The 20,312-nt window shown below is 62.1% G+C and carries 16 protein-coding genes; 6 read left to right on the top strand and 10 right to left on the bottom strand.

Going from position 1 to position 20,312, the window contains the following annotated elements; genetic code table 11:
* Window positions 1-20: 20 nt before the first annotated feature.
* Window positions 21-1,430, bottom strand: a complete 1,410-nt coding sequence (locus K9B37_RS14645) for a sodium:proton antiporter (RefSeq protein ID WP_224313995.1) — start codon at window positions 1,428-1,430, stop codon at window positions 21-23.
* Between the two features lie 173 nt (window positions 1,431-1,603).
* Here K9B37_RS14645 and K9B37_RS14650 point away from each other — a divergent pair, with 173 nt between their 5' ends.
* Window positions 1,604-2,395 carry a class II glutamine amidotransferase gene (locus K9B37_RS14650; protein WP_224313997.1) on the top strand — a complete coding sequence of 264 codons (792 nt, stop codon included), beginning with the start codon at window positions 1,604-1,606 and terminating at the stop codon, window positions 2,393-2,395.
* A gap of 15 nt (window positions 2,396-2,410) precedes the next feature.
* On the opposite strand, the gene K9B37_RS14655 is transcribed toward K9B37_RS14650, so the two are convergent.
* The 5 genes from K9B37_RS14655 to K9B37_RS14675 all read right to left on the bottom strand — a co-directional run bounded on the left by K9B37_RS14655 (window position 2,411) and on the right by K9B37_RS14675 (window position 10,452).
* Window positions 2,411-2,698: a hypothetical protein gene (locus K9B37_RS14655; protein ID WP_224313999.1), complete on the bottom strand. Its 288-nt coding sequence runs from the start codon at window positions 2,696-2,698 to the stop codon at window positions 2,411-2,413.
* 101 nt (window positions 2,699-2,799) lie between these two features.
* Window positions 2,800-3,510 (bottom strand): glutathione S-transferase, encoded by a 711-nt coding sequence (locus tag K9B37_RS14660; protein WP_224314000.1) that lies wholly within the window; start codon window positions 3,508-3,510, stop codon window positions 2,800-2,802.
* 228 nt (window positions 3,511-3,738) lie between these two features.
* Window positions 3,739-6,117, bottom strand: coding sequence for a calcium-binding protein (locus tag K9B37_RS14665; protein ID WP_224314002.1), 2,379 nt, complete (start codon window positions 6,115-6,117; stop codon window positions 3,739-3,741).
* Window positions 6,118-6,686: 569 nt separating this feature from the next.
* Window positions 6,687-9,731: a DNA polymerase I gene (polA, locus tag K9B37_RS14670; RefSeq protein WP_224314004.1), complete on the bottom strand. Its 3,045-nt coding sequence runs from the start codon at window positions 9,729-9,731 to the stop codon at window positions 6,687-6,689.
* Window positions 9,732-9,873: 142 nt separating this feature from the next.
* Window positions 9,874-10,452: an isochorismatase family protein gene (locus K9B37_RS14675; protein WP_224314006.1), complete on the bottom strand. Its 579-nt coding sequence runs from the start codon at window positions 10,450-10,452 to the stop codon at window positions 9,874-9,876.
* A gap of 88 nt (window positions 10,453-10,540) precedes the next feature.
* Here K9B37_RS14675 and K9B37_RS14680 point away from each other — a divergent pair, with 88 nt between their 5' ends.
* Window positions 10,541-11,161 (top strand): TetR/AcrR family transcriptional regulator, encoded by a 621-nt coding sequence (locus tag K9B37_RS14680; protein ID WP_224314008.1) that lies wholly within the window; start codon window positions 10,541-10,543, stop codon window positions 11,159-11,161.
* A gap of 6 nt (window positions 11,162-11,167) precedes the next feature.
* Here K9B37_RS14680 and K9B37_RS14685 read toward each other — a convergent pair whose 3' ends face one another.
* Complete coding sequence (locus K9B37_RS14685; protein ID WP_224314010.1) at window positions 11,168-12,376, bottom strand: ROK family protein; 1,209 nt, start codon at window positions 12,374-12,376, stop codon at window positions 11,168-11,170.
* 235 nt (window positions 12,377-12,611) lie between these two features.
* Here K9B37_RS14685 and xylF point away from each other — a divergent pair, with 235 nt between their 5' ends.
* From xylF to K9B37_RS14705, 4 genes are all read left to right on the top strand, one after another.
* Complete coding sequence (xylF, locus tag K9B37_RS14690; RefSeq protein ID WP_224314012.1) at window positions 12,612-13,658, top strand: D-xylose ABC transporter substrate-binding protein; 1,047 nt, start codon at window positions 12,612-12,614, stop codon at window positions 13,656-13,658.
* 195 nt (window positions 13,659-13,853) lie between these two features.
* Complete coding sequence (locus K9B37_RS14695; protein ID WP_224314014.1) at window positions 13,854-15,155, top strand: sugar ABC transporter permease; 1,302 nt, start codon at window positions 13,854-13,856, stop codon at window positions 15,153-15,155.
* 11 nt (window positions 15,156-15,166) lie between these two features.
* Window positions 15,167-15,946, top strand: a complete 780-nt coding sequence (locus tag K9B37_RS14700) for an ATP-binding cassette domain-containing protein (RefSeq protein ID WP_224314016.1) — start codon at window positions 15,167-15,169, stop codon at window positions 15,944-15,946.
* A gap of 106 nt (window positions 15,947-16,052) precedes the next feature.
* On the top strand, window positions 16,053-16,805 hold the full coding sequence (locus tag K9B37_RS14705; protein WP_224314018.1) for an SDR family NAD(P)-dependent oxidoreductase: 753 nt from the start codon (window positions 16,053-16,055) through the stop codon (window positions 16,803-16,805).
* A 45-nt stretch (window positions 16,806-16,850) separates the two neighbouring features.
* Here K9B37_RS14705 and K9B37_RS14710 read toward each other — a convergent pair whose 3' ends face one another.
* From K9B37_RS14710 to K9B37_RS14720, 3 genes are all read right to left on the bottom strand, one after another.
* Entirely contained in the window at window positions 16,851-18,167 is a 1,317-nt protein-coding gene (locus K9B37_RS14710; RefSeq protein ID WP_224314019.1) for an AmpG family muropeptide MFS transporter, read from the bottom strand.
* A gap of 81 nt (window positions 18,168-18,248) precedes the next feature.
* Window positions 18,249-19,097, bottom strand: a complete 849-nt coding sequence (locus tag K9B37_RS14715; protein WP_439651734.1) for an SGNH/GDSL hydrolase family protein — start codon at window positions 19,095-19,097, stop codon at window positions 18,249-18,251.
* Complete coding sequence (locus tag K9B37_RS14720; protein ID WP_224314023.1) at window positions 19,007-20,188, bottom strand: OpgC family protein; 1,182 nt, start codon at window positions 20,186-20,188, stop codon at window positions 19,007-19,009. Before K9B37_RS14720 ends, K9B37_RS14715 begins: the two co-directional genes overlap by 91 nt.
* Between the last annotated feature and the right edge of the window lie 124 nt (window positions 20,189-20,312).

The following is a 20,312-nucleotide window of genomic DNA, read 5'->3' on the forward strand; positions in this document are numbered from 1 at the left end:
AATGACAGGATCCGCTGTTCCTAATGCTGGAAAAACAGCACCGTCGCGATCAGGAAGGTCGGGATTAGGACGAGGCCGGACCAGACGAGGTAGCCGAAGAAGCTCGGCATCGCGACGCCCTTCTCGCGGGCGATGGCATAGACCATGAAGTTGGGGGCGTTGCCGATATAGGAGTTGGCGCCCATGAACACGGCGCCCGCCGAGATGGCGGCGAGTGTCAGCGCGCCCTTGGTCATGAGATACTGCGGGTCGCCGCCTGCGAGCTCGAAGAACACCAGATAGGTCGGTGCGTTGTCGAGGAAGGACGAGAGGCCGCCCGTCAGCCAGAAATAGGCTGCGTTGTTGGGGCTGCCGTCCGGGTTCGATACCAAAGCCACCAGCGGAGCGAAGGCGCCGTCCGCACCGGCCTTGAGCATGGCGAGGACCGGAATGATCGCCACGAAGATGCCGGCGAATAGCTTCGCCACCTCCTTGATCGGCCCCCAGGAGAAACCGTTCTCCTCCCGGTTCGCCCGAGGGGTGAAGGCAAGCGACGTGAACGTGACGGCGATCATCACCAGGTCGCGCACCGCATTGGCCGTCTCGATTTCGGCACCGAACAGAGTGAAGCGGCCGAGATCGGCGGTGGCGCTGAACAGGATGGCTCCGATGATGACGAGGATTAGGAGGAAGTTGATCCCGCCGGTAATGCGGACTGGTTGATCCGGTGTCGGATCCGGGCGGACGCGGCCCTCCTTGCGATAGAGATAGGCGTCGAAGACGAAGAAGACGGCGAGCAGTAGAACGCTCACGAACAGCGTCTCAGGGAAAAGATGCGTCGTGGTCCAGAAGAAATCGACGCCGCGCAGGAAGCCGAGAAAGAGCGGCGGATCGCCGAGTGGCGTCAGCGAGCCGCCGATGTTCGACACCAGAAAGATGAAGAACACCACCACGTGGGCGTTGTGGACACGATCGTCGTTCGCCCGCAGGACCGGACGGATCATCACCATGGACGCACCGGTCGTGCCGATGAAGCTCGCAAGGACCGTTCCGATGGCGAGAAGCGCCGCGTTGGTCGCCGGCGCGCCATGAATGTTGCCGCGGATCAGGATGCCGCCTGCCACGGTGAACAGGGCGAGCAGGAGGAGGATGAACGGGATGTATTCGAGAAGCGCCGTATGAGCGAGGGCCTGAAGGGCCGTGCCGGGGCCGAGCAGCAGGGCCATCGGAGCGAGGACAAGCAGGCCCCACAGGGCTGCGATCTTGCCCTGGTGATGTTCCCAGGCATGGGCGGCCAGGAGGGGAAAGAGAGCGATCGACAGCAGGATGCCGGCAAATGGCAGGGCCCAGAAGAGGCTGAGGCTGCGCCCGTCGAGCTCCGCCGCGAGAGCGATTTCCGGAGCAGCGGTCAGCGCGAGAATGGCGAGCGCGAGGCGCGAGACGCGAAGCATACGATCCCCCTGTTGCCAGTATGACTGGCGTTTTTTTGAGATGGCGCAAGGTGTAGGGGATTGCTCGAACCGGGGCAACGGTCCCCCGTTAACCGGCTGTTCACCTCGACCGAAAGACAGTAAAACAAGGTTTCACAAAGGGCGTCGCAACGCCTCCGGGGGTCGAAACAGCCATGTGCCGCTTCCTAGCCTATCGGGGAGAGCCGATTTTCCTGACCGATCTGGTCTGTGCGCCAGCTCATTCCCTCGTGCATCAGTCGCTTCACGCCGTCGAGGCTAAGACGGAGACGAACGGCGATGGGTTCGGCATCGGTTGGTACGGGGAGCGGCGCGAGCCCGGCCTTTATCGCGAGGTCCGCCCGGCCTGGTCGGACGAGAATCTGAGAAGCCTCTGCGAGCAAGTCCGCTCCAGCCTGTTCTTCGCCCATGTGCGGGCCTCCACCGGCACCTCGACCACTCGGGCCAATTGCCACCCCTTCGCCCATGGGCGGCATCTGTTCATGCATAACGGCCAGATCGGCGGATACGGGCGCATCAAGCGCCGTCTCGAAGCGCTGATTCCGGACGAGCTCTACGACACGCGCCTCGGTACGACGGATTCCGAGGCGATCTTCCTGCTCGCCCTCGCCAACGGCCTCGCCGATGAACCGGTCGCGGCCATGGCGCGGACCCTCAAGCAGGTGCGTGGTCTGATGGAGGACGCGGGCATTGCGGAGCCCTTGCGGTTCACGGCCTCCGTCACCGATGGCGAGAGCCTCTGGGCCTATCGCTGGTCCTGCGACGGCCAGCCGCCGACCCTCTATTTCCGGGAGAGCTCCGGCAATCTTCTCGTGGTCTCGGAGCCGATCGACGACAAGACCATGGGCTGGCGCGAGGTCCCGAAGGGCTGCAGCCTCGTGGCCCGCGCCGGTCAGGACCTTGCCGTGCAATGCATGAACGAGGCCATGGATCGCCTTGCCGCCTGACCGCGATGGGTGGCGTCAGGCCGCGTCGCGGGAGAGGTCCGGCGCGGAAATCAGCGGCAGGAGAGCGCCACGCAGGGCTTCCATTTGAAGCTCGGTCTCCGAGAGAGGGGCAAAGGACTCTGATCCTGCGTGCATCTTGAGGCGAGCAAGCTCTGCGGTCAGCCGGGCGTTCTCGGCCATGAGATCCGCCAGCTTCTCCTCCATCTGCCGGACCCGCGCCAGAGCGGAATCCCGCTCCGCTTCGCGCAGGCCGACCCGGTCGCGCCAGAGGCGGGTCGCAATGGTTTCGGATTCGTCGCTCATCGGATACTCCACGCACGCATTGCGGACCGCACCCATCGGTCGGGGCCCGCGGGGCGACATTGCGCACGAGACCCTTAAGGCATCGTTGCCGTGCCGCCGCCTCACCCGTCCAGTTCCGGATAATGGCGGAAGATGCCCTCCTCGTTGAGGGGAATGCGCCGCGGGCTCTGCAGATAAGACTGGATCCGTGGCCGCACCGCCACGGTATCGCGCAGTGCCGCGACGCGCGGCACCTTGCGTAATTCCCGGGTCATGGCCTTCGGAAAGGCATAGGACAGCCCCTCGATCACCTGGAACAGGGAGAGATCCGCATAGGACAGTTCCGCGCCGACGAGATGGGCGTCGCCAGCCGGGTTGCGGGTCAGGATCGTTTCGAACCAGCCGAGGAATTTCGGGATCCGGTTCTGTCGAAAATCCTTCGCCCGCTGCAGAGCCTCGTCCTGCTGATCCTCGTAATAGAGCCCGACCGAGATCGGATGGTGCGTGTCATGGGCCTCGGCCACGAGGTCCGCGATAGTGAGCTGGATTTGTTGTGTCCAGAGGCCCCCAGCCGGGTCCTTGGGCGCGAGGCCGTGACGGGCTCCGAGATAGAGCAGAATGGCGGAGGTCTGGCCGATGATCAGGTCCCCATCCTTGAGAAAGGGCGGCGCGAAAGGCGGATGATCGGCAGCCTCGATCATCCGCATCATGGTGGACATGCCCCTGGGGCCACGGGCGACGTCCACATAGTCAGCGCCTGCCTCTTCCAGTACCAGCCGCACGAATTCGCCGCGTCCCTGGATTCCTGGCCAGTAGTAAAATTCATAAGGCATGGAAGGCTCCTTCGCTGGCGCGACATGATCGTGAAGGAAGCTAGAGGCCGTCGCGATCGGGACCATACCGGTTTAGCGGTCGTCTCAGAGATCCCCAGGATGCCTCGTTCTGTGCCGGTTCATGCGCGATCCAGAAGCCGTGATCTTCGCTGAGCAGCTGCTCAAGAAACGAAAAGAGCGCCCGGCAAGGGGCGCTCTTTCGCGAAAACTCACATGAGATGAGAGCGATCAGATGGCGAAGAAGTCGTGATAGGTCATCTTCAGATTCTTCGACAGGGTCGCGAAGACGACAGCCTTGTGCGAGCCGCTGCCGTCGTCATCGTAATAGAGGACGCCCTTCTTCTTGTCGTAGATGATGCGGTCATCCTTGTCGTGCGCCTTGGCGCCCACATAGAACATCTTGCTCGACAAAGCGGCTGGCTTTGCAAGAGTGCCCTTCGACCCGATCTTGAAATACTTGTTCTCCAGATAGATCGAGTCGTCCTTCACGTTGAAGTCCAGGATCTTGTCGGTGTTGCCCTTGGTTTTTGGGTTCGTGTCGAACACAAAAATGTCGCGTCCCGTACCGCCACTGAGCCTGTCGGCGCCGAGTCCGCCATGAATGCGGTCATTGCCGCCATACCCGTAAAGAACGTCGTTGCCGGCGCCACCATAGAGGATATTGGCGCCGTCATTGCCAGAGAGGGTGTTGTTGGCGGCGTTGCCGGTCAGCGTGATCGACGCGCTGCCGGAGCCCGTGATGTTCTCGATGCCGACGAGCTTGTTGAGATCGTAATTGACCGAGACGATCACCGTATCGACATCGCCCGATCCGCTATCATGAACAATGTCGTTCGGGTCGTCGATGTAATAGGTGTCGTTGCCTGCGCCGCCGTCCATATAGTCGGCGCCGCCGTTGCCGTTCAGGACGTCATTACCTGCTCCGCCCATGAGCGTGTTATTGGCGCCGTTGCCAATCAGGGTGTTGTCCCAGGCGTTGCCGGTGAGCGTGATCGCATCCGAGCCCGTGGCGATCATGTTCTCGACATAGGCTTCGAGGGTATGGGTCACCGACGTATAGGCCGTATCGATGCTTGCATCGGCAGAAGTTTCTACCAGAACATCGCCAGCATGATTGACGATGAAGGTATCGCTGCCGGTGCCGCCTATCATCACGTCCGCACCATCGCCACCGTCGAGATAGTCGTTGCCGGCGCCGCCATCGAGCTTGTTGCTGCCTGCGCCGCCGACCAGAGTGTCGGCGAAGTTGGAGCCAAGAAGATTCTCGATATTGGTATAAGTATCACCAGCCGCTTCGCCACCCGTCCCCGTTCCTGTTGCAAGGCTCGCGGAGACGCCCGAGGTGGCATACTGGAACGATGCGGTATCGATACCGTCTCCACCATCGAGCTTGTCCGCTCCGGTTCCGCCAATGAGAAGGTCGTTGCCGCCTGCTCCATTGAGCTCGTCATTGCCGATATTGGGATTATTGGCCTCGGCGTTGGTGCCGACATAGATATCGTCGCCGGCGGTGCCGTTCACTACGACAGCCTTTATCCGAGCGTCTACGAGAGTCTCGGAAATGATGCTGTTTCCAACATTCGGATCACGCCACGTGATCGCAATCCGCCCATCTGTCATCTCGGACAGGGAGGGCATCCATTCGTAGCTCTTGTTGGGGAGCGAATTGACCCGGAGCGCCCCTTCGGGGCGTGCCTGACCATCGGCGCTGAAGAGCTGCAGAAAGACCTCGTGCGAGCCGCCGTAGGCAGTCGAGCTTTGCGAATATGCGACCGCGAACTCGCCGGTCTTGAGGGCAGTAATGCCCATGAAGTCGCCCGGACGCACGACGCCTTGTGCGACATCGACAACGTTCTCGATGCCTCCGGTAAATATGTGAGCCTGGAGCTTTCCTGCATCGTTTACGGTAGCGACGACAAAGTTCCCTGATGGCTGCCCGTTAACTGGAGACAGCAGTCCTGCAACCTCTGCTCTTTCTCCGGTCATCGTGCCGAAAGTTGCCGGAGTGGCGCCGTTCGTCACGCCAAACTTGATGGAGCCGCCGGTGGCGAATGCAACGACATGTTGGCCCGCACCGGTTTGGGCAACGTCCACATGAGAGTTGATGTTCACAAGTCCGATTTCGACAGGCGTAGAAGCCGCGCCTTGGCTATCGTAATAGCGGATCCATACCTTGCCTTGGTCTTCATAGGTTGTCGCCCAACCATCGGCTTTGGAAGTCGTAGCAATTTCGTGGCTGATGGCCCCGCTCGCCGCAACGGTGATCTTATCGCCGATCGTCGTACCGTTGATCGTATAGCGCTGGCTGAAAATGGACTTATTCGTTGCGCTGACTTCCTCGCTCCAGGTGACGACGAAGTTGCCTTGAGCGTCCGTGACCACAACATCGGGAGTGGAGCCCTGCGGGACGTTTGCTGCAGACACTTGGACAGGTGAGCCGACTTTCGCTCCGAGACCGTTGTAGATCTGAAACGAAAATCGCCCGCTATGGTCCAGCCAGCTTACGACATAGCCGCCGTTCGGCAGACCTGCGACGGAGGGGTGGTTAACCGTAATGCCAGAAAGGGCTTGGGTAATACCCTCGGTTCCCCAAATCTTGAAGGCCATATCTAGTTCTCCTGGAAGCGGAAGGTTTCGTTGGCGACTGCCGGTGTTTCAGGCGAGGTTCGGTCGAGAGGTTGAAGCTGGGCGTGAAAGCCCGCGTTGCGGTATGGATTAAGAAATGATTGACGTAATCTTGGGTGACCTGCCGGAATGACATGCAGCCATCAAGAATTCGCTGCTGCAACATCAGTAAAGCAACTCGCTCAAGCGCTATATGACCGCGCGTCACGTCCAACAACTCCCCGTTCAGAGAGGTTTTGTCGGAATGGATACTTTACCTAACGTAATGTATAGAAGGGTCTTATTGGATAAGGCCCTGCATTTGCAGGGAAAACCAGGCCGATTGCAGCATCCGGTCGCATTCAGGCAAAGGAAGCTTTGCGGTGCGCCGGAGCACATGCCGGCCCACGATAGGTCAATGCCGTAACGGCAGGATTGCTCTTTCGGTTTCTTCTCTGCCCGTTCGAAAGCCGCGGCGTGGATAGGGATGATTCCACGTCAGTGGAATCATCCCTTTTCCATCGTGCATCGCATATCTCGGCGAACCTGATCTGCTTCGCCGAAATATGCGCTTAGTGCGCCTCGTCCCAGTTCTGTGCGGCGCGCGCCTCGACGGCGAGCGGGACTTTTAGGGTCACGGCGGGGAAGGGGGCTTCGGTCATCACGCGGGAGATCACCGGCAGGGTTGCCTCGATCTCCTCGTCTGGAGCCTCGAAGACGAGTTCGTCGTGGACTTGCAGAAGCATGCGGGCAGAAAGCCGTTCGGCCTTGAGCGCATCCTCCATGCGGACCATGGCCCGGCGGATGATGTCGGCCGCTGTGCCCTGAATCGGCGCATTGATGGCCTGCCGCTCGACGGCGGCGCGCTCGGACGGATTGCCGGACTTGATCTGCGGATAGTGGCAGACCCGTCCGAAAAGGGTCGTGACGTAGCCCTTCTCGCGCGTGGTCTTCTTGATGTCGTCCATATAGGCGCGGATGCCCGGAAAACGTTCGAAATACTGCTTGATGAAGGCGGCCGCTTCCGCATTCGGAATGCCGAGGCGCACCGCGAGGCCGAAGGCCGAGATGCCGTAGATGATGCCGAAATTGATCGTCTTCGCCTGCCGGCGCAGATCCGGCGTCATCTTGTCGAGGGGCACGCCGAACATGGCGGAGGCCGTCGCCGCGTGAATGTCCTGCCCCTTGGCAAAGGCGTCCTGCAATTGCGGGATATCGGCGATATGCGCGAGAATGCGCAGCTCGATTTGGCTGTAGTCGGCCGAGATGATCTTCGAGCCTTCCGGCGCCACGAAGGCCTTACGGATCTTGCGGCCTGCCTCCGTACGGATCGGGATGTTCTGAAGGTTCGGCTCGGATGAGGACAGGCGGCCTGTTGTCGTCGCAGCCAGCGAGAAGGAGGTGTGCACCCGTTTGGTTTCCGGGTGCATGTGCTGCTGCAGGGTGTCCGTATAGGTCGATTTCAGCTTGGCGAGCTGGCGCCATTCGAGAATTTTCTCAGGCAGTACGTGCCCCGCCTGCGCCAGTTCGTCGAGCAGAGTCGCGGGCGTCGCCCATTGGCCAGACGGCGTCTTCTTCGCGCCCGGCAGGCCCATTTTCCCGAAAAGAATGTCGCCGATCTGCTTCGGAGAGCCGAGTGCGAACTTCTCGCCCGCAATCTCGTGGATCTCATCCTCGAGCCGCGCGAGGCTTTGGGCGAAATCACCCGAAAGACGGCTGAGAATCTGGCGGTCGACGGCGATGCCGCGCATCTCCATGCGGGCGATCACGTCGACCAGCGGCCGCTCCAGCGTCTCGTAGACGGTCGTGCGACGCTCCGCGGCAAGGCGCGGCTTCAATAGCTGCCACAGACGCAGGGTCACGTCCGCGTCCTCGGCCGCATAGGCCGTGGCCTTGGCAAGCTCGACCCGGTCGAAGCTCACCTTGTTGCGGCCCGTTCCGGCGACATCGCTGAAGCTGATCGGCGAATGGCCAAGATGGCGGCGCGAAAGCTCGTCCATACCGTGCGAGCCTTTGCCGGCGTCGAGCACGTAGGAGATCAGCATCGTGTCGTCGAGGGGCCTCAGATCGATGCCATAGCGCTTGAATACGACCCAGTCGTATTTCAGGTTCTGCCCGATCTTGAGGACGGACGGATCTTCCAGAAGCGGCTTAATGGCGGCAAGCGCATCGTTCAGGGGAATCTGTCCCGATACGAGACCGCCGCCGAACAGATCGGAATCGCTGCGGTGCTGGAGCGGGACATAGGCGGCCTTGCTCGGTTCCAGCGCCATCGAGAAGCCGACGAGATCCGCGAGATTGGCGTCAAGCGCACTCGTTTCCGTGTCGACGGCCAGAAAGCCCTGTGCGCGTGCCTGCTCGACCCATTCCTTCAAACGGTCGAGACTGGTGATCGTCTCATAGGCGTTGGTGTCGATCGCCTGCGACGAGGCCTCCGTCGCCCGCTTTCCTGACAGCTGCGACGGCGTGCCGAGGCCCTCGATAGGTTTGCGTTGAGCGCTGGTTTCCGGAAGGTCGAGACCGGCAAAGGGATCGACGTCGCCCGATACGGCAGCGCCCGCGGAGAAGGGAACCTCTTCCGCCACCGGAGCCGGGCCGCCGAAGCGCTGCCAGGTAATGGCTTCGCCTCCCGGCATAAGGCGCGGGCTCGGCTCGATCTGCGCTGGATCCACATCGTAGAGTTCTGCGACGCGCCGGGTCAGGGTGCTGAACTCCATCGCCTTGAGAAAGGCGACCAGCGCCTTCGGGTCGGGTTCCGGCAGGCGCAAGGAATCGAGCGCAACCGGCAGCGGCGCTTCGCAATCGAGAGTGACGAGCTTCTTCGAGAGACGGGCTGCTTCCGCGTTGTTGATCAGCGTCTCGCGGCGCTTCGGCTGCTTGATTTCGCTGGCCCGCGCCAGGAGTGTCTCCAGGTCGCCGTATTCCTTGATGAGCTGAGCCGCGGTCTTCAGGCCGATTCCAGGAACGCCGGGAACGTTGTCCGAAGTGTCGCCCATGAGCGCCAGGACGTCGCCGATCTTCTCGGGAGGAATGCCTTCCCATTTCTCGGTGACGGCGGCAACGTCCAGGTTGCGTTCCGGACGATATCCGGGCTTGCCCTTGGAGCCCGATTCGAAGTCGTAGAACAGCACCAGCGGATCGACGAGCTGCATCAGGTCCTTGTCGGATGAGACGATCAGGACATTCGCGCCCCGTGCCTTGGCCTCCTGGGCATAGGTGGCGATAAGATCGTCCGCCTCGTAGCGAGCCTGCTCCACCGGTTCGAGGCCGAAGGCACGGATGGCCTCGCGCATGAGGGGCATCTGCACCTTCAGGTCTTCCGGTGCATCCGGGCGGTGGCCCTTGTAGTCCTCGTAGAGTTCCTTGCGGAACGAGCCTTCCGACTTGTCGAGCACGATGGCGAGATGCGTCGGCATGAAACCGGCGGCGCCGTCGCGGACGAACTGCAGGAGCTTCGACACGAAGAGCCGCACCGCACCGGTCGGCATTCCGTCCGAGATGCGGCTGTTGTACTTCGAGTCCTGGTTCATGGACTGGAAGTAGGCCCTGAAGATGAAGGACGAGCCGTCGACGAGGAAGACATGATCGCCGGCGGCGACGGGACGGGAGGAAGCCATTGGGTCTCGAAGGTAAGGAATTCTCGTAGGAGAGAAATAAGTGCTTCGCGATCCGAAAGCTACGGCCTCGATACCCGGCGGGCACTTTGTCCTCGTTCGAGGGCATCGAAAAGGCGGCTCGCAAGAGCCGCCTGGCAAAAAGTCATGCTGCAAGCGCGGCGATGATCTCCGCGGTCGAACGCACGCGCGCCACGCGGGGCAGAGTGTTGCGGACTGCGAAGTCGTGCAGTCCCTCCCCGATGCTGCTGGCGGCATCGTGCGCCACGAGCGTGGCATAGTTGAGCTGCCAGGCATCGCGCGCGGTCGTCTCGACGCCGAAATTGGTCATCAGCCCTCCGATGATCACAGTTCTAATTCCCCTCCGGCGCAGCTGGAGGTCGAGTTCGGTGCCGAAGAAGGCGCTCCACTGCCGTTTCGTGATCTGAATATCGGGTTTAAGGGCCGCGATTTCGGCCGGAAAGGCGCTCCAGTCGGCGGGTAGCCCGCCTTCGGGAAGAATCATCGGCACGTCGGTCTCGCCCTGTGGCCTGTCCCGGTATCCGTCCGAGAAGCTTACATGTACGCGAACAAGGGTGCCGCCGGCCTGGGACAGGCGGGTCGCCAGCGTGGCGCTATTGGCAATGACCATCTCCCGGCTGTTCGGCGTCAGCGGCTGGCCGAGGGTGCCGTTCTGGACGTCGATGAGAATCAGGGCGGTGCTGCGGGGATCGAGCTTCAGCATGGGGGAGCTTTCCGGTATCGAAAGGAGGGAAGAGCCTTTCCGGGTCATTGCAAAATATGAGGATAGGCTCACATTTGGATATATGAGGATGTCCTCACAAAAGACAAGAGAGAAACCGCATCCCGAGGTGCGTTCGCCTCAGCGCCGTCGCGGCCGCGAGCGCGTGGCGGCGCTTCTGAGGGCTGGGGAGGAGATCTTCGCGGAAAAGGGCTTCGATGCCGCGACGATGACGGAGATCGCCGCCCGGGCAGGGGCTTCCATCGGCTCGCTCTACCAGTTCTTTCCCACCAAGGAGCTTCTAGCCGACACGCTCCAGGACGTGAACGGCGATGCGCTCTCCCGGATGCTCGACGCCTTGGAGGAGGCTGCGAAGGGCGCGAAACCCGCAACGCTGGTGGACAGGCTCTTCCGGGACCTCTCCGCTTTCCTCGAGGCCCATCCTGCTTTCGCGGTCCTGTCCGACCGGCCAGCCGCCGACAAGGCCAAGAAGGCCGAACGGCGGCAGCGCATGCGGGGCCAGATCGCCGCGCTTCTTGTCGCCATGGATCCGCCCCTGTCGCGCGAGCGCGCGGAACGGATGGCGGTGATCGTCCTTCATCTGATGCGCATCTCGGTCGCCATCAGCGGCGAGGCGGAATTGGCGATCCGAGAGGACGTCCTGAGTGATCTGCGCAGGATGCTGATCCGTCAGATCGAAGAAGAGAGCTGACGCTCCTCACGCCGCCTTCAACCGGGCGAGGTCGAGATCGAGTTCGCGCAGGGCCTGCATGACGACGCCCTCCGTGAGAAGATCCATGGACGATTCCACAACTTGGATCGTCGTGAGGGACCGCAGAGCCGGAATGGTCTGGACCTCCAGCGCCGCCTCGAAGGAGGGACGCAAAAGATCCATGGCGCGAGTGCCGGGGCCGCAGAGGACGATATGATCCGGTTCGAGGGTCTGGATCAGGATGCTCGCTGCATCGCCCAGCACCTCGCCTGCTTCCCGGAAGAGCTGGAGCAGGGCTGCGTCCCCGCCACGGGCCTGGGTCACGAGGGCGCCCATGGCCTCCTCGCTGGGGATGAGGATGGTTGGGGCAGGGCGGTGGTCGATAAGCTGCGCATCGCGGTGCAGGGCGTAGTCTGCCAGGAAAGCCTCGATGCAGCCGCGTCCGCCGCAGCGGCATTGCGGGCCGCCACGCCGCAGGCGCACATGTCCGAATTCGCTGCCGCCAGAGCGTGCTCCGCGATAAAGCTCGCCCTGAAGAAGGAACCCGAGGCCGACGCCGTCGCCGATCATTAGGCAGGCGGTCCTGCCGACGCGCAGCGCCGGGTCGTGCTGGGCGATGGCGAACGCCATGGCGCTCGCATCGTTTTCGATCAGGACGGGCTTTCCGAGGCGCTCGCCGAGGCCGCTGGCCAGGGGAAGATCGCGCGTGCCGAGAACGGGACTCCAGGCGACGATTCCATCGCGTGTATCCACATATCCCTGGCAGGCGAGCCCGATCGCCTTCACATCCGGCGCTCCCGTATCGCGGGCGAATGTGGTGATCGTTTCGGCCAGCACGTCCAGAAGTGCATCCGCCTCGAGATTGCGCAAAGGGTATTCGATGTGCCGGCTGGAACGGTTGCGGCCGGCGCTGTCCACGAGCCGCAGCTCGATCCGGTTAAAGCCGGTCCAGACACCGATCACCGACCCGAGCGTTTCGGCAAAAAACAGGCGGACCTTGGGGCGCCCGCGGATCAGGCCGGGCAGGGTATCGCCCCCTTCCTCCGCCACGAGGACGCCTTCGTCCAGGAGGCTTGCAGTGAGTTCCGATACGCTGGCTGGGCTCATGCCGAGGTGCTGCCCGATCTCGACGCGCGCCAACGGGCCCTCCCGGCGCAGGGTATCGAGCAGCCGCCGCCGGGCGATCTCGCGAGGGGACAGGGAAGTGATCGACATGGAATCCATATTTATTCGCTCGTCGAACAAAACAACTCCAAAAAGAAACTGCTTCGACCAAATGATGAGGTCTTGGCCGCTTGAAAGGCGAAATGAACGGGATAATTATTTTCTTGCTCGAAAAATACACGTGGCGGGCATGAGCTTGAGAAGCTGGCCTTGGGCATCCTGAGGTGGGCGGCTCGCCATGACAAAGAGGGCGTTGCGGAGACCGCTCTGCCCCAGGAGGAAACCGATGTTGTCCAAGAAGCATCTACTCGTCAGCTTGGCCGCGCTTGCCCTGTCAGCAAATGCAGCCCTCGCGCAGGGCAAAGGCCCGGTGGTCGGCGTCAGCTGGTCGAACTTCCAGGAAGAGCGCTGGAAGACCGACGAAGCCGCGATCAAGGCTGCGGTCGAAAAGGCCGGCGGCACCTACGTGTCGGCCGATGCCCAATCATCGCCCGCCAAGCAGCTGACCGATATCGAGAGTCTGATCGCCCGTGGTGCCAAGGCGCTGATCGTGCTGGCGCAGGATGCGGATGCCGTCCGCCCGGCCGTTGAGAAAGCTGTGGCTGAGGGTATTCCGATTGTCGGCTACGACCGTCTCATCGAAATTCCGCAGGTCTTCTATCTGACCTTCGACAACGTGGAAGTCGGTCGTCTGCAGGCCCGCGAGGTGCTGAAGGTGAAGCCCGAAGGTAATTACGTCTTCATCAAGGGCTCCGGCGCCGATCCAAACGCCAATTTCCTATTCCAGGGCTCCATGGAAGTGCTCAAGCCCGCCATTGACGCCGGCAAGATCAAGAATGTCGGCGAGGCCTATACCGACGGCTGGCTTCCGGCCAACGCGCAGCGGAACATGGAGCAGTTCCTGACCAAGAATAACAACAAGGTCGATGCGGTCGTGGCCGCCAACGATGGCACGGCCGGCGGTTCCATCGCGGCGTTGGCCGCACAGGGCCTTGCCGGTTCCGTGCCGGTCTCTGGCCAGGATGCGGACAAGGCGGCGCTCAACCGCGTCGCACTTGGCACGCAGACGGTGTCCGTGTTCAAGGATGCTCGTGAGCTTGGTCGCAACGCGGCGGAAATCGCCGTGCAGCTGGCTGGCGGCAAGAAGCTGAACGAGATCCAGGGCTCGACCTCGTGGAACCTCGGCCCGAAGAAGCAGAACATGACGGCGATCTTCCTTAAGCCGGTTGCGATCACGAAGGATAATCTCGACGTGGTCGTCAATGCCGGCTGGGTGACGAAGGACGTCGTGTGCCAGGGCGTGAAGCCCGGTTCCGTGAAGGTCTGCAACTGATCCGACCGACCGTTCCGGGTCGACGCCCTTTGAGCGCGACCCGGATCTCCACACATGACCGCTGCACCTCACGTGCAGCGGTTGCCGTTGCGCCCTATTCTGCTCCGTTGGCAGCGATAGGTTCTGGCATGCCGACCAGCATGCCGGAACGACGACAGGGGCCTCGGACGACATTTGCATGAAGCGAACGATGTCATGACAACACCCGCCACGACGACGGTTCCGCCCCGGAGCCCCGCCACGGAAGGATCGCTCCTTTCGAAACTGGAAATCGATGTCCGCATGCTCGGCATGCTGGGGGCGCTCGCAGTCATCTGGATCGGGTTCGACATTCTCTCCGGCGGCCTCTTCCTCACGCCGCGCAATCTCTGGAATCTGTCGGTGCAGACCGCGTCCATCGCCGTCATGTCGACCGGCATGGTGCTGATCATCGTTACCCGCAATATCGATCTTTCCGTCGGTGCGATTCTGGGCCTGGTCGGCATGATCGTCGGCGTGGTGCAGGTGCAGTGGCTCCCCGGCTGGCTCGGCTTCGAGCACTGGCTGACGGCGCCGCTCGCCGTTCTTCTCGCCGTTATCATCGGCGGCGCCATCGGGCTCTTCCAAGGCTGGCTCATCGCCTATCTCGGCATTCCCTCCTTCATCGTGACCCTGGGCGGCCTACTGGTCTGGCGCGGCGCGGCCTGGTGGGTCACGGCGGGCCAGACCATTGCGCCTATGGACACGCGCTTCAAGGCGCTGGGCGGCGGAGTCGAAGGCGCGCTTGGTGCAACGGCGACCTGGATCATCGCCTGCATCGCCAGTGGGCTGATCGTGGTGGCTCTGGGGTTTGCGCGCCGCCAGCGCATTCGGTTCGGCTTTCCGGTGCGCCCGGTCTGGGCCGATGGCGTGATCGCGGTTCTTGCCTGCGGCGCGGTGCTCGGCGCCGCGGCGATTGTCAACTCCTATCCCCTGCCGGTCGGGATCGCACGGAGCTGGGCGGAAGCCAACGGCATCGCATGGCCCGAAGGCGGTCTGTTCATTCCTCATGGTGTCGCGCTGCCCGTTCTGATCGCGGTTGTCGTCGGCCTCGTCATGACGTTCCTGGCAAAGCGCCTGCGCTTCGGCCGCTATGTCTTCGCCATCGGCGGAAATCCGGAAGCGGCAGAGCTCTCCGGCATCAACACACGCTGGACGCTCATGAAAGTGTTCGGCCTCATGGGCCTGCTTTGCGGCATCTCCGCCTGTATCTCGACGGCACGCCTCAACGCCGCGACCAACGCGGCCGGTACGCTCGATGAGCTCTACGTCATCGCCTCCGCAGTGATCGGCGGCACATCGCTGGCGGGCGGCATCGGCACGATCGCCGGCGCCATGCTCGGTGCCCTCGTGATGCAGTCGCTGCAATCGGGCATGGTGCTGCTCGGGGTCGACACGCCGCTGCAGAACATCGTGGTCGGCGCCGTTTTGGTGCTGGCGGTTTGGGTCGACGGCCTCTATCGCCGTCGCATCAAGTAAGGGATCGCATCATGGCAACCAACGATACGGCCCCGCTTGTCGAGATGCGCAACATCTCCATCGCATTCGGCGGCATCAAGGCGGTGGATGGTGTCTCTGTCGATCTTCGCCCCGGTGAAGTGGTCGGGCTTCTCGGCCATAACGGCGCGGGCAAGTCGACGCTCATCAAGATCCTGTCCGGCGCCTATCGGCCGGATGCAGGGGAGATCTATGTCAACGGCGCGCATGCGGATATCGCATCGCCGCGCGACGCCAAGCGCTATGGGATCGAGACGATCTACCAGACCCTCGCACTGGCCGACAACATCGATGCAGCCGGCAATATCTTCCTCGGCCGCGAGGTGTTGACATCCTACGGAACACTCGACGATGCCACCATGGAATCGGAAACGCGCAAGGTGATGGCGCGGCTCAACCCGCATTTCCGTCGCTTCAAGGAGCCGGTGAAGGCACTTTCCGGCGGCCAGCGCCAGTCCGTCGCTATCGCCCGCGCGATCTATTTCAATGCACGCGTTCTGATCATGGACGAGCCCACCGCAGCTCTCGGCCCGGCTGAGACACAGCAGGTGGCGGATCTCGTGTTGCAGCTGAAGAAGGAAGGTATCGGGATCTTCCTCATCAGCCACGACATTCATGACGTGTTCGGTCTCGCCGACCGCGTCAGCGTGATGAAGAACGGCAAGCTCGTCGGCTCGGCGAATGTCACCGACGTGACACAGGACGAAGTGCTCGGCATGATCATCCTCGGCAAATGCCCGCCTGGCGCAACGCCGGGGCCGGGCGCGAGCTAGTGGCATTCGCGACTTTCCATGGCATTGTCGGCTCGTCCGCACGACCCTAGTTCCTGCGGCCTGAGACCTCTGACGACAGAACGCAGCAAGATTCGAAACGGACATCATGACCCAGACCATCTACGGCTCCCTGAAGAACAAGACCGTTCTCATCACGGGCGGTGCCAGTGGCATCGGCGAGAGCATCGCGACGGCCTTTCATGCGCAGGGATCGAAGGTCGCGGTGCTCGACTACAATGCCGAGGCCGGGCAGGCTCTCGCGAGGCGCTTCGGCGAGCGCGTGCATTTCGAGCATAACGATGTCCGTGACATCCCGGCGCTCCAGGCGTCGATCCGCCGCGCGAGCGAAGCTCTCGGTCCGATCACGATCCTCGTGAACAATGCTGCGCGGGACGACCGTCACACCATCGACCAGGTGACGCCCGAATACTGGCGCGAGCGCTTCGCCACCAATCTCGACCACCAGTTCTTTGCGGCTCAGGCGGTCCTGCCCGACATGGAGGAGGCCGGTGGTGGTTCCATCATCAATATGGGCTCGACGAGCTATCTCGTCAGCGAGGATTCCTTTGCAGCCTACAAGACCGCAAAATCCGCCGTCGTCGGACTGACGCGCGCCCTCGCGCGCGAACTCGGTCCGAAGAACATCCGCGTCAATTCCATCGTGCCCGGCTGGATCATGACCCAGCGCCAGATCGACCTGTGGCTGACGCCCGAGGGCGAACAGGAATTGCTCAAGCGTCAGTGCGTGAAGCGCAAGCTGGTGCCGGAGGACATCGCCAAGGTCGCGCTCTTCCTCTCCTCCGAGGATGCCGATGCGATCACGGCGCAGAGCTATCTCGTGGATGGCGGCTGGGTCTGATCCCTGATCGCGAAATCATCGTCCCGGGCGGGATAGAATGCCGCCTCAGGCGCGTGAACCCGCCGTGGCCGTTGCGGTTGCCGGTTCCTCGTCTTTCTGCATGGTGTCCCGTCTCACCACGAAGCAGAGCAACACGAGCGGAATCCCGATGGCGGCGGTCGCGGAGAACAGGAGCGGGTAGCCATAGGCATCGACGACTGCTCCCGATGCGCCGCCGATCACTTTGCCCGGAAGCGCGTAAAGCGAGCTCAGAAGCGCATACTGCGTCGCCGCATAGCCGGGTGCCGTGAGCCCCGACATATAGGCCACGAGCGCCGAGCCGGCGAAGCCCGAGGCGAAGTTGTCGATGCTGATCGCAAGGATCAGGAGATCGAGCCTCGCGCCCTCCATGGCAAGCCACGAGAACATGAGGTTCGAGGAGGCGGCAATGAACGCGCCGATCAGAAGCGCCCACCAGAGACCGAGGCGCGTGATCGCGATGCCGCCGGCAAAGGCGCCGGCGATTCCGACCCAGACGCCATAGAGCTTCGAAACGTTGGCGATGTCGGCCTTGGAGAAGCCGAGATCGATGTAGAGCGGATTGGCCATGACGCCCGCTACGAAATCGGGCAGGCGGAAGCACGCGACCAGCGCCAGGATCGGAAGCAGGATCAGGCCCTTGCGTCGAAAAAGCTCCATCAGCGGCTCGAGGATGGCCGCCGTAAAGGGGAGACGCTTCCGCGGAGAATTCTCGTCGAGGCGCGGCGCGGCGATGGTTGCCGCCAGACCCACGATCATGAGCGCTGCCATGGAAAGATAGGCGCTGCGCCAGTTCACGAATTCCGCGATGTAAAGGGCCCCGGCTCCCGCACAGATCAAGGCCAGCCGATAGCCGAGCTGCAGGCTGGCAGCCATCATGCCCTGTCGCTCAGTGGCCGCGGCATCGATACGCCATCCGTCGATCACCACGTCCTGGGTCGCGGAGGAAAATGCGACGAGCAATGCGGACGTGATGGTGAGCGGGAGGGAGGTCTGTGGATCGCTCAAGGCGATGCCGACAAGGCCGGCGGCGGTGGTGATCTGCGACAGCGCCATCCATCCGCGCCGCCGGCCGAGCAGGGAGGCAAGGACCGGCACGTCATACCGATCGACGATGGGCGCCCATAGGAACTTGAAGGAATAGGCAAGCGCGACCCAGCTCAGCATGCCGATCTCGGTCCGCGAGATGCCGGCCTCCCTCAGCCAGGCGGACAAGGTGCTGAATACGAGAAGGAACGGCAATCCCGACGAGAAGCCGAGCGGCAGCATCAATGCGACGCGGCCGTCCGTCAGAAGCGTCCTAAGGGAGAGCCCGCGTTTCGCGGCTGGTGGAGTCTGCGCCATAAGGATCCTGTTTGCCGCTCTATCGGATCATGCGATTCCTAGACCGATTCTCATCCTGAAGTGCGGGATGTTGCTGCGCCGTTAACGACGTCTGGCAGATGCAACCGTCTTCCGGTCGGCATCCGCAACGGTGGGACGCATGACGACTGAAGCGATTTCCTCAGCCACACGGTCGGCAAGGCATTCGTAGCCTTTGTCTCCCATGTGGAAGCTGTCAGAGGAGAGCATGGAGCGCAGTTCGGTTTCCGACTGCTGAGCCCATTGCTTCATCATCGCATAACGAGAAAAGACGGGAACGTTGTGTTCTTCTCCGATCCGGCTGACCGCTTGGACGAAGCTCTCGTAGCGGGCGAGGTCACGGATCGTCGGGAAATATTGCTGATCAAGCAGGATCATCTCGGTCTTGGTCGCCTTGGCGGCTGCGACGCCGCGCTCCAGGAGGGCCTTGAAGCCGTCCTCGGCGACGCCCGACACGGCATCGTTGGTGCCGACCTGCCAGATCACGAGATCATAGCCGTCGGATTCGAGTGCCGTTTCCAGCCGCTGCACCGTATCGCTGGCTTTCTCGCCTCCTATCCCGGCATTCACGACCGTCACCTGCTCGTGCCAAATCTCCGCAAGATCTTCCTGCAGCTGGGCCGGGTAGGTCCGGTCAGGTGCGGAGGCGCCGATACCCTGCGTCGATGACGAGCCGATCGCCAGGATGCGCACGGGCTCGTGACGATTGAGCTTTCGCGCAATCGCGGTCAGCAGGCCTTGCGGTCTGAAGACCGGACCGGGAGCCGCACATGTGTTACCCGCTGCGGATGCTGACAATGGCACTGTGAAAATGGCCAAGCTTAGGGAGATAAGCGCCCCGGCGAAGCGGACGGCAGAGCGAGGCTTCGTGCACGGCCGCTCTGCGGGCCGTCCGCGTTGAATTTGTTCCATTCCAGATATCGCGCCAGTGCCAGGAGACCAATTACCCCGATGATCGTGAATACCATACCGATAATATGGGGACTAGCGGAGGATTTAACGGCTGTCAGCGTCATGATGACCTGCCCCAGGGCGCTCAGAAGCGAGCCTGCGGCGAAGATCATGAGCCCATTGCGACCCAGCCGGCGCAGGTCCGGGCCGATGATGGTGCGCTCAAGCTTCTCTCCGACGCGCAGCTGGGTCAGCAGATAGGTAATGGCGAGGAAATGCACGAGGCGGCCGAGACCGAGGTCATATTTCGGCAGATCAAGCTGGGTGAAGGCCGCGTCGCGCAGGCCCGGAGCCAAGCCGAACACGTCCATGATCACGAGCAGAGAGCTCATGACGACAACGAGGCAGCAGATGAGGCAGGTTCGCGTAAGCGGTACCGACCGCGTTCTGAAGACGACGCCTGCCACGATTCCGATGGTGAACAGAAGCTGCCAGGCGAACGGATTGAAGAACCATGTTCCGGGTTCTGGCCAGCTTGGCAGTGCGAGAATGCCGTCGCGTGCGAGCGCGTAGATTCCGAATGACACCGCAAGCGCGAAGAGAACATGGATTCGTGTCAGAACGAGCGCGACCGGCGCCCATAGCATCAGTGCGATATAGAGTGGCAGGATGTTGAAATAGCCAAGCTGATGCCCAAGGAGCAGGATTCCGGTGATGCCTTTCGTCGTGTTGCCGAAGACTGCACTGCGGCCGTCCGCCTCGATCAGCCCAATGTCGTCGCTGAGCTCGTAGCCGATCGAGAAGAGAACGATAGCGCCCGCGGTCAGGATAAGGTGCATTCGGTAGAGTTCGAAGGACCGCCGCAGGCATCGGCGGACGACCCCTATGATATCGCCTTGCGGAATCTTGGGATAATAGACGAGCGCGAGCGACAGCCCGGAAATGAAGATGAAGGCTTCGGCAGAATCGGAGAAACCGATGCTGCGCGGCGTGATATGCTCGATGATGTTACCGGGAATGTGATTGACGAAAATGATCACGAGGACAAGGCCTCGCCAGAAATCAATCGTGCCGTTCCGCTCCCTGGACTTCATCGCGTGCACTTCCATCATCCTCCTATCGAAAACGCCAAGGTGGCGAAGTGGTTCGCCGGTTCTGTGCGACGGCGCTTCGCGGTCTGCTAAGCGAACAAACTTTGTCAGAATCTTATCGTGAGGCGAATCGCATGAAATTCCA

The sequence above is a fragment of the Microvirga puerhi genome (assembly GCF_020089865.1).
Classification (GTDB): domain Bacteria; phylum Pseudomonadota; class Alphaproteobacteria; order Rhizobiales; family Beijerinckiaceae; genus Microvirga; species Microvirga puerhi.